This is a genomic window from Corynebacterium sp. AOP36-E1-14 (genome assembly GCF_052377495.1).
GTDB lineage: Bacteria > Actinomycetota > Actinomycetes > Mycobacteriales > Mycobacteriaceae > Corynebacterium.
Map to the genome: position 1 here is coordinate 1 of NZ_JBQSWV010000028.1, position 13,200 is coordinate 13,200.

11 protein-coding genes are annotated in these 13,200 nt (G+C 62.9%); 8 read left to right on the forward strand and 3 right to left on the reverse strand.

Annotated features, from left to right (window positions below):
• Nucleotides 1-117: 117 nt before the first annotated feature.
• The 3 genes from ACT3TD_RS11925 to ACT3TD_RS11935 all read left to right on the forward strand — a co-directional run bounded on the left by ACT3TD_RS11925 (nt 118) and on the right by ACT3TD_RS11935 (nt 5,210).
• Complete coding sequence (locus tag ACT3TD_RS11925) at nt 118-516, forward strand: (deoxy)nucleoside triphosphate pyrophosphohydrolase (RefSeq protein ID WP_444615013.1); 399 nt, start codon at nt 118-120, stop codon at nt 514-516.
• The gene (locus ACT3TD_RS11930; RefSeq protein WP_444615014.1) at nt 513-3,398 is read left to right on the forward strand and encodes a DEAD/DEAH box helicase; all 2,886 of its coding nucleotides are present in this window, start codon (nt 513-515) and stop codon (nt 3,396-3,398) included. The genes ACT3TD_RS11925 and ACT3TD_RS11930 overlap by 4 nt, the downstream gene beginning before the upstream one ends.
• Nucleotides 3,399-3,773: 375 nt before the next feature.
• Nucleotides 3,774-5,210: a lamin tail domain-containing protein gene (locus ACT3TD_RS11935; RefSeq protein ID WP_444615015.1), complete on the forward strand. Its 1,437-nt coding sequence runs from the start codon at nt 3,774-3,776 to the stop codon at nt 5,208-5,210.
• A gap of 63 nt (nt 5,211-5,273) precedes the next feature.
• Here the strand turns inward: ACT3TD_RS11935 and ACT3TD_RS11940 are convergent, their stop codons facing one another.
• The 3 genes from ACT3TD_RS11940 to ACT3TD_RS11950 all read right to left on the reverse strand — a co-directional run bounded on the left by ACT3TD_RS11940 (nt 5,274) and on the right by ACT3TD_RS11950 (nt 8,673).
• Entirely contained in the window at nt 5,274-6,212 is a 939-nt protein-coding gene (locus ACT3TD_RS11940) for a LysR substrate-binding domain-containing protein (RefSeq protein ID WP_301442392.1), read from the reverse strand.
• 9 nt (nt 6,213-6,221) lie between these two features.
• Nucleotides 6,222-7,616, reverse strand: coding sequence for an MFS transporter (locus ACT3TD_RS11945; RefSeq protein WP_301442393.1), 1,395 nt, complete (start codon nt 7,614-7,616; stop codon nt 6,222-6,224).
• 148 nt (nt 7,617-7,764) lie between these two features.
• Nucleotides 7,765-8,673, reverse strand: coding sequence for a LysR family transcriptional regulator (locus ACT3TD_RS11950; protein WP_301442394.1), 909 nt, complete (start codon nt 8,671-8,673; stop codon nt 7,765-7,767).
• Nucleotides 8,674-8,797: 124 nt separating this feature from the next.
• Here ACT3TD_RS11950 and ACT3TD_RS11955 point away from each other — a divergent pair, with 124 nt between their 5' ends.
• The 5 genes from ACT3TD_RS11955 (at nt 8,798) to ACT3TD_RS11975 (ending at nt 13,138) form a co-directional block, all read left to right on the forward strand.
• Nucleotides 8,798-10,111: a flavin-containing monooxygenase gene (locus ACT3TD_RS11955; protein ID WP_301442395.1), complete on the forward strand. Its 1,314-nt coding sequence runs from the start codon at nt 8,798-8,800 to the stop codon at nt 10,109-10,111.
• A complete protein-coding gene (locus tag ACT3TD_RS11960) occupies nt 10,108-10,512 on the forward strand; it encodes a RidA family protein (RefSeq protein ID WP_301442396.1) in 405 nt (134 codons plus the stop codon). The genes ACT3TD_RS11955 and ACT3TD_RS11960 overlap by 4 nt, the downstream gene beginning before the upstream one ends.
• Nucleotides 10,513-11,181, forward strand: coding sequence for a DUF1028 domain-containing protein (locus ACT3TD_RS11965; RefSeq protein ID WP_301442397.1), 669 nt, complete (start codon nt 10,513-10,515; stop codon nt 11,179-11,181). It begins immediately after the preceding gene.
• Entirely contained in the window at nt 11,174-12,349 is a 1,176-nt protein-coding gene (locus ACT3TD_RS11970) for a M20 family metallopeptidase (protein WP_301442398.1), read from the forward strand. The genes ACT3TD_RS11965 and ACT3TD_RS11970 overlap by 8 nt, the downstream gene beginning before the upstream one ends.
• 186 nt (nt 12,350-12,535) lie before the next feature.
• Nucleotides 12,536-13,138, forward strand: a complete 603-nt coding sequence (locus tag ACT3TD_RS11975; RefSeq protein WP_301442399.1) for a TetR/AcrR family transcriptional regulator — start codon at nt 12,536-12,538, stop codon at nt 13,136-13,138.
• The last annotated feature ends 62 nt before the right edge of the window (nt 13,139-13,200 follow it).

Here is a 13,200-nt window from a genome sequence, read left to right on the forward strand (position 1 = left end):
GGTTGTCGGGGAGGGAGGGCAGCGGCTCAAGAGTATCCACCACCTGTCCGTAGGGGTTGCTAGGCTGAGGCCAGCTAAGAATCGATCATGCTGGAAGCCTCACGATCAGGAGTACGTGTGAAGAAGAGGATCAACGTCGTCGGGGCCGTGCTGACGGACGGGACGAAGGTACTGGCAGCTCAGCGTGGTGAGGGGATGTCACTGGCCGGTATGTGGGAATTCCCCGGGGGGAAGATCGAGGCAGGGGAGACGCCTCAAGAAGCGCTCCGCCGGGAACTCGAAGAAGAGCTTCTTTGCTCGGCAGATATCGGGGACGAAGTTGAGACCACCGAGCATGAGTATGACTTCGGGATCGTCATCCTGACGACCTTCTTCGGCACGATTGTTGGTCGAGAGCCCACCCTCACTGAGCATTCGGAAGTCCGCTGGGTGGAAGCGGCACACCTCGGTGAGCTTCCCTGGGCGCCAGCCGACATCCCCGCCGTCGACCGCGTGATCGCGCACCTCGCATCATGATGTTCGAGCGCACCCCGGTAGGTGCAGGTACGGCTCACGGTTTCCTCGACCGCGCAGTCGACTCCGAGCAGCTCTTTCACCCCAACCTCATTGCCAATCGCGGCGGCAACACGATGGTGCGTGCGATTGAAGAGGAACTGAAGCGGTCAGAGCGCTTCGATTTCTCCGTCGCTTTCATCACCCCAGGAGCGCTCGGACTTCTGAAGCAGGCTCTGCGGGACTTCTCTGGCACCGCTCGGATCGTGACGTCCACCTACCTGGATTTCAACGAGCCGGATATGTTCCGTGAGCTGTTGAACCTGGACAACGTGGAGGTCCTAGTCCATCCCGGAACCGATGGCGGTTTTCACGCGAAGGGCTACGTGTTCACTCAGGCGGACACGCTGTCGGCGATCATCGGTAGCTCGAATCTCACCCGTAATGCGTTGATCCGGAATCAGGAGTGGAACCTCCGGTTCTCGGCGCTTCCCGAGGGAGACATCACTTATCAGCTCTGTGCGGCGATCGAGGAGCAGCGGGCGGCCTCTTTCGCGCTCACTAGTGACTGGATTGATGAGTACGAACGCACGAGGCAACCGCGTGCGACTCCGATCATGGCAGAGGCGATCGAAGCAGGTGAGGTCCCTACCGGGCGTATCATCGCGAACTCCATGCAGAAGGAGGCGTTGGCAGAGATCCGAGCGGTCCGCGAACTGGGTGAGTCCAGGGCACTCGTCATCTCGGCGACTGGAACGGGCAAGACAATCTTGGCTGCACTCGCCGCCCGGGAAATGTCCCCGCAGCGGATCCTCTTCATCGTCCACAGGGAGCAGATCCTGGATAAGGCGATCGCTGAGTTCACGCGTGTCCTCGAGTGGGGGGAGGGGGAGGTCGGGCGCGTTGTTGGCAGCGTCAAGGACATCGACAAGACCCACGCCTTTGCCATGGTGCAGACGTTGTCGAAGCCTGGTTTCCTGGAGTCAATCCCGCGTGACGCCTTCGACCTGGTGATCATCGATGAAGTTCATCGGGCCGGTGCAGCTAGCTACGAACGAGTCATCGAGCACTTTGAGCCGAAGTTCCTGCTTGGTCTTACCGCGACCCCCGAGCGCACAGACGACTTCAACGTGTTCGAGCTCTTCGACCATAACGTTCCCTACGAGATCCGCCTGCAGGAAGCACTCGAAGCGGACATGCTCGCACCATTCGACTACTACGGTGTCACCGAGTACATCGATGATGCCGGCGCGCTGCAGGATGAAACCTCGCGCCTGAGCAAGCTCGTCGCCCCGGACCGAGTCGAGTACATCCTGGACATGCTGCGGACCTATGGTTTCCCGACTGAGGTGAAGGGATTGATGTTCTGTAGCAGTAAGAAGGAAGCCCACGAGCTGTCCGATCTGCTGAACCAAGAGTCACTGAACGGTCGGCGATTACGAACTCTGGCGCTCACAGGGGAATCTTCCGGGGTGGAGCGCGAGCTGGCGATGATGGCGCTAGAAAACGGGGAGCTCGACTATATCCTCACCCGCGATATCTTCAACGAAGGCATCGACATCCCCGCGGTGAATCAAGTCGTGATGTTGCGAAACACCGAGTCGAGCATCATCTTCACTCAGCAACTTGGGCGAGGCCTGCGCAAGAGTCCGGGGAAGGATCACCTGCGGGTGATCGACTTCATCGGAAACTACAAGAACAACTTTCTCATTCCTATCGCCTTGTTCGGTGATAGTAGTCTTAACAAGGATACGATCAAGGAGAAGCTGATCCGCGCCCAGGCGGCTGGGTCAATAGCCGGAGTATCAAGCGTAAATTTCGACGAGATCTCACGAAAGCGGGTCCTCGAGTCTCTCGCGAAATCCTCGCTGGATAGCATTCACAACCTTAAGTCTGCGGTGCGGGCCTTGCGTAATCGGATCGGTCGAACGCCGATGCTCATGGACTTCGCGCATTATGGGACTGTTGACCCGGTCGTGCTGGCAACCAAGAAGAAGAGTTACTGGACTCTGCTGGCAGGATTCGAGAAGGAGATTCCTTCGCCGTCCCGGGATGAAGAAGCCTTCCTGTCGCTTCTGGATAATGAGTTGCTCAACGGAAAGCGTCCACATGAACTGCTGCTGATTCAGGAACTGCTGCGGCAGCGCACGATAACCAGGGACTCCTACACGCAGATCCTTGTTGGCCAGGGGTGCGTGGCTGATGATGCAACAATCTCTTCGGTGGAGCGTATTCTCACCCTCGCCTTCTTTACGAACGAGGAGGTGAAGAAGTACGGGCCGAGCCCCGTGATCGACCATGTTGAGGGGAACTATCGACTGACACCGGATTTTCAGAGGCTGTACGACGGTAGCCAGCGCTTCGCTGATCATGTCGATGATGCGGTCGAAGCCGGTCTCTTTCTTTCCCGGCATGCCGAATCTTGGCGGGGTGCGCTCGTTGAAGGTCACCAGTACACGCGCAAGGATGTGTGCCGAATGCTTAATTTTGAGACCAATCAGTACAGCACGCTCTACGGATACAAGACTGACAGTTTCTCGAACAGCTGCCCTATCTTCATCACCTACGAAAAATCCGAGGATATTTCAGCAACCACTCGGTACGAAGATGGCTTCGACGATGAGTCGGCGATCAACTGGTTCACGAAGAGTCGCACCTCGTTGCAAAGCAAGCGGGAGAACGACATCGCGAACAATATCTACCCACTCCATGTCTTCGTGAAGAAGGATGACGTCGAAGGTTCTGACTTCTTCTACCTCGGGGAGGCTCACGCCCGAGATGCCCACGACACGCACATCCCGGATAAAAACGGCAAGGATGTCTCCATCGTCAACATGAAGCTGGACCTCGGGACTCCCGTCGACCCGGCACTGTACGGCTACTTGACTGCGCCCCTGGCTCGCTAGCCGCAGGGGTCTCGCGGCCCCGCCGTTACTTCAACTCTTCGTATGCGTCCCGAAGGACCTCTGATGCGGGAGCATCCCGCCAGACCCGGTGAGTCGAGATGTTGTTGTAGGCGGTCTGTAGATCAGTGGTGCGCAGCAGCATCTCGCCTCGCAGTGCATCCCTTGCATCACTGACCCACTCCGTCCGGTCCTCTGCGTTGAGCTCGTACATTGCATCCTCGATTCGTAGTGGCGCTTGGTTCCGTCACTCTATCGCCGGCCACGGACATGGAATTGCGCCCGTTCGAACCCCGGAACCCTCCACCCGCCACCTGACAGCTCCTGTTCACCTGCAGTCCGGGTTACGTCAACCTCCGGACTCTATCGTCGCTCCCCGTGAAGCCTCCCTACCGTAGAGCGGCCCTGGCCGTCGTCCCCGCCCTGATGCTCGCCCCACTGCCCGTCGCCTGCGCGGCGGACTCCGACGCGGGTTCCGGCTCGGGCATCACGTCCAGCATCACCCCGGTGCCCACCGACGGCACCGGCGGCAGCGGCGACACCGAATCCACCATCGTGATCAACGAGGTGGAGTCCGACGGCGACTCCGAGGGCGACTGGGTCGAACTCGCCAACACCGACCCCAACAACGCCGTCGACGTCGCCGGCTGGACCATCATCGACGACGATGACTCCCACGACCCCATCGTCCTGCCCGAGGACACCGAGATCGAGTCCGGCGGCTACCTCGTCGTCTTCACCGACGACTCCTTCGGCCTCGGTGGAACCGATTCCGTGACCCTCTCCGACGCGTCAGGCACACTCATCGACGAGACCAGCTGGTCCGGCCACGCCGACACCAGCTGGGGCCGCGTCCCCGACATGACCGGCGACTTCACCACCACCGGCGAAGCCACCAAGGGCCTGCGCAACGTCGCCTCGGACGAGACCGACGGCGCCCAGTCGGACACCGACCCGTGGCCCTTCGACCCGCAGGACGTCGCCCCGGTCACCCTGACCGACGATGACGACGGCGAGTTCACCGAGGACTTCACCGGCGAGGACATGTCCGGTGTCGACTTCGGCGCCGACAGCACCGCCTACGTGGTCAACAACGACGAGGGTGTCCTCTACGTCCTCACCCCGCAGGAGGGCAACAGCTACCACGTGGACGCCCGTCACCAGCTGCGATACCCGGACGGCGCGGGCATGCCGGACGCCGAGGGCGTCACCGTCGGCGCGGACGGGGCGGTCTACGTCGCCACCGAACGCGACAACTCCGACGACACCAAGAACACCTCACGCCCCTCCGTCCTGCGTTACGAGGTGGGGGAGGAGGACGCGGACGACGCGGACGACGAGGACGCCGAGCTCACCGCGACCGACGAGTGGAACCTCGCCGAGTTCACCGGCGACGTCGAGGCGAACGGCGGGCTGGAGACCATCGCCTGGATCTCCGACTCCCTCTTCGCCGTCGGCGTGGAGGACACCGGCGAGGTCCTCTTCGTGACCCTGGACGCCGGTCAGGACGCCATCCTCGAGCAGCGCTACGACTCGCCCTTCGACGGGGTGATGGCCAGCGACTACGACGCCGACGCCGGCGAGCTGACCATCCTGTGCGACGAGGCCTGCAACGGCGAGTCCCAGGTCCTCGTGGCCGGTGACGGTGAGAAGTTCTCTCCGAAGGACGACAGTATCAGCGCCCGGCCCGCCGGCACCGACAACCTGGCCAACGAGGGTTACGCCCGGTACGTCGGGCCGGACGGCACCGAACGCTTCCTCTGGGCCGACGACGGCGCCACCGACGGTGTCGGCCTGCGCGGCGCGGTGGGCTGAGCGGGAGAGACCGCGCGGCGACAAGGTCCGCATGATGCAGGGGCTGGTCGAATTATGACAAGTTCAGCAATCATGCCCGTCGTTGGGGTAACGGACAGGATAGGTGAGGATGCTCCTAGCGGCGTCCACGAACGCCTTTGTCCGTTCGGTCACCCGGGAAGCGGTAGGAACTAGCGAGACCACGTCCAGCGGGCCGTGGTCACACGACAGTTCAGCAGGTTTGTAGGAGATGCCTTCGTAGCTGACAGGGTGGAGGGTCCTCTGGGTGAGGAGCGAATACCCGAGCCCGCGTGCGACAAGGCCTCGGATGACTTCGAAGTCCCCAGTGCGATAGCTGACCCGTGGTTCCACACCTTCACTACGGAACAGAGACAGGAAGTATTGGTCCGCCGGCTCGAGGTCGAAGAGGATCAGCGGATCCGGTGCGAGGTCGGCGAGTGCCACCGGGCCTGTTCCCGTCAGGGCATGGTTTTCGGGGAGGAGGACGTAAGGGGGGAAAGTGCCGAGGGGGAGCAGTGTTCCCCGGTCAGGAAGGTCGTCCTTGAACGGGTAGTCGTACACGACGAGCAAGTCGTAGCGCCCCTGGGCGAACCCTTCGAGCAGTTCGCTGCGGGACCCTTCGGTGAACCGGATGGTCAGCTCGGGGTACTGATCAGCGAACTCGGCAATGATCCTCGGTAACAGGAGCGGGGCGATGGTGGAGTAGCAGCCGACAGTCAGTGTGCCCGAGACGGCGGTGCCGAGGGACGTCGCATTGACCTCGAGGTCTTCCGCGTCCCGAAGCAGGGCACGGGCCCTGCCAAGTACGGAGCGCCCTTCTCCGGTGAGGGACAGTCCACGGGCATGGCGGGTGAAAAGCCGGACGCCGAGAGAGCTCTCCAGCTCAGTGACGGTGGTCGACACTGCGGACGCGGAGAGATACAGCCGTTGAGCAGCGGCGGTGATGCTGCCTGTGTCGGCGACGGTGACGAAGTAGTCAAGCTGGCGGAGAGTGATGTTCACCGTTACACGCTACCGCGTCGGAGCGACTCGACCTTCAGCGTTCCGCGCATTGTCTTCAGCGGGAGCAGTGACATCGGCGGGGGTGACTTCCTTGTCGGCGATGAAGCCGATGCCCTTCGTCTCCGGAATCGTGGAGACGGTCACCAGGCCGATCAGTGCGACGACCATCAGCGTGAAGGCCGGGATCATGATGTTGCCTGTCCAGTCGATCAACCAGGTGTTGAGGTAGGGCAGTGTACCTGCGAAGAATGCGCCGGCGATGCTGTACGCCATTGACAGTCCGGACTGCCGTGTCCGGGTCGGGAACAGTTCGGCAACGGTGGAGGCGTGGGTACCGAGGATGAGAGCGAGAATGGCGGAGAGAACGAATGTCGCACCGAAACCGGCGACGGACGTTCCCTGGTTCATCCAGAGGAACACTGGCCATGCGAGCACGAGCAGAAGCACGCCGGCGGAGAACAAGACAGGCTTGCGGCCCCAACGATCCGATGCCTTACCTGAAAGCGGAATGATCAGCGCTGCGGTCAAGGAAGCTATCACCGACAGTCGCGCGGCGGTTCCCGCGTCGAATCCGACAGTGTCCTCCTGGTAGGTGAGCAGGTAGGTCAGCACGACGTAGAAGGTGCAGTTCATGAAGATCTCGATACCGATCGTCTGGAAGAACTGCTTCTTGTTGTATTTGAAGACTTCCTTGATTGGCGCAGTCGGCACTTCCTCGGCTTCTTCGAGTGCGCGGTAGTCCGGGGTGTCTTCGATCTTCGTGCGGATGTAGTAGCCGACGATGGCCATCGGAACGGTCATGAGGAAGGGGATACGCCATGCCCAGTCCGTAATCGTCTGGTCTTCGAACACGGCGAAGAGAATAGCTACGACACCCGAGGCCAGCAGGAACCCCATGACGGATCCGAATTCGATCCAGGAGCAGTTGAAGCCCCGCTTCGAGGGCTTCGAGTACTCGGCGAGGAACGATGCGGCTGACCCGAACTCGCCACCGGCCGCGATCCCCTGGACGATGCGACCGAGGATCAGCAGCACCGGGGCCCACACCCCGATCGAGTCGTAGGACGGAGTGAGGCCGAGCATCAGCGTTCCGATCGCCATCAGAATAATGACCAGGGAAAGCGTCTTCTTTCGCCCCAGAGTGTCACCAAGGTGGCCGAAGATCACGGAGCCTACTGGGCGGAAGAAGAAGGCGATGGCGAAGACACCGAAGACGGCCAACAGGCCGGTGGCCCCGCCGGACTCCGGGAAGAACACATCGGAAATGGTGGTGGCCAGGTAGGCATACACGGCCCAGTCGAACCAGTGCACCAGGACACCGACTGAGCCGGCGACGACGCTTCTGCGCAGAGTTCTCTCGTCTATGTCGTGGGGGTCTTGGACAGTTGTCGTGGCACCGGGCATGAGGTCCTCCTCGAAAGTGGTCCGGACAATTCCTGTTCGTCCGACTTCTTGGAGGACAATGCTAATACCCTCGGACTGTGTTGGCTATCACAATAAACCGAACGAGGTTTCGGATAATATGAAGACACATTCCGGAAACAATGAATATCTATTCTTGCAACAGGGCATTACGGCATGCCTTGAGAAACTCCTGCCCCTTCGTGGACAGAGGCTCGCCGGAGCGGTAGGCGACACCGGTCTGCAGGTGAGAGCGTACGCCGGCGATGGGCAGGCGGGTTAGGCAACGCCCGTCGTTGGTGAGGTCGTGTGACGGGCGCTGGTTCAGGATCGTATAGCCGTGGCCTCGGGCCACCATGGAGCGGACCACCTCCATCGACTCGAACTTCTGGTGGATCACCGGTCTTAGGTGTGCGTCCCGGAAGAGGGACAGGAAGTAGTTCGTGGATTTGTCCATGTCCAGCAGGATCAGGGGGAGGCGGGAAAGTTCACTGAGGCTCACGGATTGGCGTTGTGCCAACGGGTCGTCCGCTGCGACGGCGGCGTAGATAGGTGCTTCGGTAATTCGCTCGAAGTCGATGTCCCGCCCGTAGTCGAAGTCGTAAGTCAGCGCCACCTCAATCTCTCGTCGCTGCAGCAGGGAAATCACCTTGTCGGCGGTGACTTCGCGAAGTTCGCAGGTCAGATCGGGTGATGAGGCATGCAGTTGTTCGAGTACCTCGGGGAGCCAGTAGGGTGCCAGAGTCGTGAAGCAGCCCGCGGCGAGGGTGCCGGTGAGCTTTCCGGGAGAAAGGGTTCCTACCGCGTCATCTACGGATTCCAAGACGCGGACTACTGCCGAGTGGAACGCCCTGCCCTGCTCCGTGAGGACCACGCCCTTGGATCTCCGACGTATGAAGAGCGTCGCGTCGAGGGACTTCTCGAGCTGGTGCATGGCTGTACTCACCCCAGACTGGGCAACAAAGAGCTCGTCTGCTGCGGCGGTTATGGATCCGAGTTCGGCGACCCGTCTGAAGTAGCGCAGCTGGGTGAGGGTGAGAGAATCGCGGGTCTTGGGCATCGTTGCCCCTTTTCGCTGGATGCGGACAGGTGATCTGTAACGTAACTGTAAATCACGCAAGGTGATGCAGAATATCATTAAACCATGGTTGCTATATCTCCTGCCGCTGCGGAGACTGAATTTCATGACAGCCACCGAAACCACCGAAGTTGTCGTCATCGGCGCCGGACAGTCGGGCATCGCGACAAGTGAGCATCTCACCACCGCGGGTATCCCGCACATCGTCCTCGAGCGTGACCGGATCGCCGAAAAGTGGCGTACCGGGCGCTGGGATTCGTTGTGTGCCAACGGGCCCGCCTGGCACGACCGGTTTCCGAATCTCACCTTCGACGAATCCGTCCCGTCGGGTGCCGAGCCGGTCAGCGGAGAGGCGTTCGCCCACCATGACCGTGTCGCGCAGTACTTCGAGGACTATGCCGCGATGATCGGCTCACCCGTGCGCAGCGGTGTAGAGGTCGTCTCGGTGTCCAAGCGTGTCAGGGATAACGGCTACATCGTCACCTGCGCCGACGGTGCGACAATTGCCGCCGACCACGTCGTGTCAGCGACGGGGCCGTTCCAGGTCCCGGTGATCCCTCCGGTGATCTCCCAGGATGTCGCCGATACCTGTGGCATCACCCAGATCCACTCCGCGGACTACGACAACCCGCAGGATTTGCCGGACGGGGGCGTGCTCGTCGTTGGTGCCGGGTCATCCGGCCTGCAGATTGCCGTGGAACTGAACAAGGCGGGACGGGACGTCACCCTCGCCGTCGGTGCCCATGACCGGCCACCGCGCCGCTACCGGGGCCGTGACAACGTCTGGTGGCTCGGTGTCCTCGGTAAATGGGACATGGCAGCTCCGCCGGTCGGTGCCGAACACGTCACCATCGCTGTCACTGGCGCCGACGGCGGTCACACCGTCGATTTCCGTGACCTCGCCGCTGACGGCATCCACCTCGTTGGACGCGCGGAGACTTGTGACGACGACGGCACGCTGCACTTCCGTGATGATCTCGGCGACCACATCCACGCCGGTGACCGGAACCTGCTCGGCCTCTTCGCCGAAGCGGATGCTTACATCGAGGCCAACGGACTTGACCTGCCGGAGGAACCCGAGGCCTGGGTCCTCGGGCCCGATCCCGAGGATGTCACCGACCCGGTGCTCAGCCTCGGCCTGGCGTCGTCCGGCGTCCGTACCGTGGTGTGGGCCACTGGTTACGGTGTCGACTACTCCTGGCTGAACGTCGACGGCGTTACCGACGACCGGGGACGCCCAGTCCACCAGCGCGGGGTGAGCCCCGCCAACGGCGTGTACTTCGTCGGCCTGCCTTGGCTGTCGCGCCGCGGCTCCAGCTTTATCTGGGGTTGCTGGCATGACGCGAAGTACGTCGTCGACGAGATCATGATCCAGCGCGGCTACGCCGCCTACACCCCCGAGAAGGAGACCTCCCGATGAAACACACTCGCATCCGTCCGTTCAATACGAAGGACACCTACCCTGAGCAAGACCTGGACAATGACCTGTGCCAGGCAGTCGTCGCCGGAGGAGTGGTGTACCTGCGCGGACAGATCGGTCAGGACCTCGACACCCGCGAGAGCGTCGGCGTCGGCGACGTCGAGGCCCAGGCCGAAAAGGCGATGGCCAACATCGCCATGCTCATGGATGAGGCTGGTGGCGGTCTCGAGGACATCGTCAAGGTCACCGTGTACCTCACCGACATTCGCTTCCGGGAAACGGTCTACCGGGTGATGGGTCGTTGGTTGAAGGGCGTCCACCCTGTTTCCACCGGCCTGGTGGTCGATGCCCTGGCGCGCCCCGAGTGGCTCGTCGAGATCGACGCGACGGCGGTGCTGTAGATGACCTTCTCCATCATCGCCCGGGACGCCGACGGTGCCCTCGGCATGGCAGTGTCCTCGTCGTCCCCGGCCGTCGCTGCCCGGTGCCTGCACCTGCGAGGCGGTGTCGGCGTGGTCGCTTCCCAGAACATCACCGATCCGCGGTTCGGGGCCTACCTGCTCGATCTGCTGGCCGAAGGCCTGAGTCCGACGGACGCCGTGGCACGGCTGCGTGAGGACGACAACACTCTCGACTACCGCCAGATCAGCGTTCTGGCCCCCACCGGAATTGGGACCGCCCGCTCCGGGCAATACACGCTGGGGACGCACGCCTCGTCCGTCGGCAACGACGCCGTCGTCGCCGGCAACATGCTCGCCGGCACTGGTGTGCCCGATGCCATGCTCGCCGAATTCGGCGACGCCGACGGTGACCTGGAGACGCGGTTGCTCGCCGCGATGCAGGCCGGCCTACGCGCCGGGGGAGAGGCCGGGCCGGTTCACTCCGCCGGACTTGCCGTGGTCCGCGATGCCGGTTGGGCAGAGACTGACCTGCGCGTTGACTGGTCTGAGGATCCGCTCGGCGACTTGGCGTCACTGCTGGAGACCTGGCTGCCGCAGCGGGACGACTACGTGACCCGCGGAAAGGATCCGGCTTCCTCGCCCGCCTATGGGGTGCCCGGCGATGAGTGATGGAGCGAAACCCAAGGATGCGCTGAAGTCGGCGTTGCGGGACGCAGTTGCGGTTGCACAGCCCGACCTGGTGGCGTTGTCCGAGTGGTTGCACGCCCACCCGGAAACCGCCTGGCAGGAGCATGACTCAGCGGCACGGTGCGCGTCCTTCCTGCGTGATCGTGGCTTCGACGTGACAGAGAAGTTCGTTGACCTTCCGACGGCCTTCCGTGCCACTTACGGCACTGGGGAGTTCCGCCTCGCCCTGATGGCGGAGTACGACGCTCTGCCGAACATCGGGCACGCCTGTGGACACAATCTCATAGCCGCGATGTCCCTCGGTGCCGCAGTCGCGCTGGCTTCGGTGGCGGATGAGCTTGGCATCACCGTGGAGGTATTCGGCACCCCGGCGGAGGAAGGCGGAGGCGGCAAGATCGAGATGCTCGATCGCGGAGCATTCGACGGCCTCGACTTCGCAATGATGGTGCACCCCGCTCCAGTGGACGTGGTCCGCGCCCGCCCCTTCGCCGTAGAACACTGGGATGTCACCTACACCGGGCAGGCGGCGCATGCGGCGTCCTACCCGACCGAGGGCGTGAACGCCGCCGATGCCTTCACCGTCGCCGAAGTCGGCATTGCCCTGTTGCGCCAGCAACTGCCGTCCAGCGTGCGGGTGCACGGCATTGTCACCCACGGAGGCGATGCCCCCAACGCGATTCCTGGGCGGACGCGCGGTCGGTGGTACGTTCGTGCCAACGACATGCAGCTGCTCAAGGAAACCGGTGAAAAGGTCAAACGCTGCTTCGAGGCCGGGGCCCTGGCCACCGGATGTGAGGTGGAGATCCGGGATGAGTCCAAGCCCTACTCTGACTTCCGCACAGCCGACCGCGCACTGAGGTTCTACGAGTCCAACGCCCTTGCGCTCGGCCGGGAGCTGCACCGCGAAGGTGAGGGGCCGGAGGCTGACATGTGTCGGGCGTCGACGGATATGGCGAACGTGTCCTGGGCCGTGCCCGCGATCCACCCGTACATCGGTGTGGGTTCCTACCCGGTGCTGAACCATCAGGCACCGTTCGCCGATGCGTGTGTGGGGCCGGTCGCCGAACAGACCCTGTCTGACGGGGCTGTCGGGCTGGCGTGGACGGCGGCGGACGTGGTGAGGGACGCCGTTCGTCCTGCGGTTGGCTGACCGTCACTCGGAGTTGATTCGGCCAGGGCAATAGAACCAAGGACGACTCCCGTCCCTCCGTCCTACGTCTGGAACTCGGAGACCTCGACGAGTTCGCCCCCGACGGTGTCGGCCTGCGCGGCGCGGTGGGCTGAGGGGGAGAAAACTACCGCCGGCCGCGTCGCCCACCCACTAGACTCTCCTGACGTGCCCCGACGCGTAGACCACGACCAACGTCGCCAGGAGATCATCGGCTCCGTCTGGCGGATCATCGCCGATGAAGGCCTCGACGCCGTCACCACCCGCCGTATCGCCGACGCCACGGGTTTCTCCAACGGCCTGCTGCGGTACTACTTCCCTGGCAAGGATGCCGTGGTCACCGCGGCATTCGAATACGTCTACGCAGCCACCAACGAGCGCGCGCAGGTGCCCGGAGGCGAGCGTGGCCGGCCCGGCCTGGAACGTCTCGCCGCCGAGATCCTTCCGTTGGACGACGTCCGACGGGCAGAGGCCCGCGTCGTCACGGCTTTCTGGCAACGCGCCGTCAACCACACCGACGAGGCGGAGGTCTTCGCCGAGCGCATGGCCACCTGGCGTCGGAGTTTCCTCGACCGCCTCGACGAGGCAGCGCAGGACGGCAAACTGCGGCCGGACGTCACTGACCGGCAGGCCAGGGGAGTGGTCGTCGACGAGCTGCTCACCATGCTCACCGGCGCGCAGGTGTGGGCCGCGCTGAACCAGGACGAGGCGTCCCCGCAGCGCCTCACCGCGCAGCTGGACGCCTTCTGCGACCGCATCTTCACGTCCTGACCACTGTTTTTCTCCAGCTGTACAAGAAGGTCACCGGTCAGCAACGGCCGTGAAACACGCGG

What these genes read in the sequence shown, in the direction of transcription:
- ACT3TD_RS11930 (WP_444615014.1), top strand. Translation starts at nt 513, where the DNA reads ATGATGTTCGAGCGCACCCCGGTAGGTGCAGGTACGGCTCACGGTTTC.
- ACT3TD_RS11945 (WP_301442393.1), bottom strand. Translation starts at nt 7,616, where the DNA reads ATGCCCGGTGCCACGACAACTGTCCAAGACCCCCACGACATAGACGAG.
- ACT3TD_RS11950 (WP_301442394.1), bottom strand. Translation starts at nt 8,673, where the DNA reads ATGCCCAAGACCCGCGATTCTCTCACCCTCACCCAGCTGCGCTACTTC.
- ACT3TD_RS11955 (WP_301442395.1), top strand. Translation starts at nt 8,798, where the DNA reads ATGACAGCCACCGAAACCACCGAAGTTGTCGTCATCGGCGCCGGACAG.
- ACT3TD_RS11960 (WP_301442396.1), top strand. Translation starts at nt 10,108, where the DNA reads ATGAAACACACTCGCATCCGTCCGTTCAATACGAAGGACACCTACCCT.
- ACT3TD_RS11965 (WP_301442397.1), top strand. Translation starts at nt 10,513, where the DNA reads ATGACCTTCTCCATCATCGCCCGGGACGCCGACGGTGCCCTCGGCATG.
- ACT3TD_RS11970 (WP_301442398.1), top strand. Translation starts at nt 11,174, where the DNA reads ATGAGTGATGGAGCGAAACCCAAGGATGCGCTGAAGTCGGCGTTGCGG.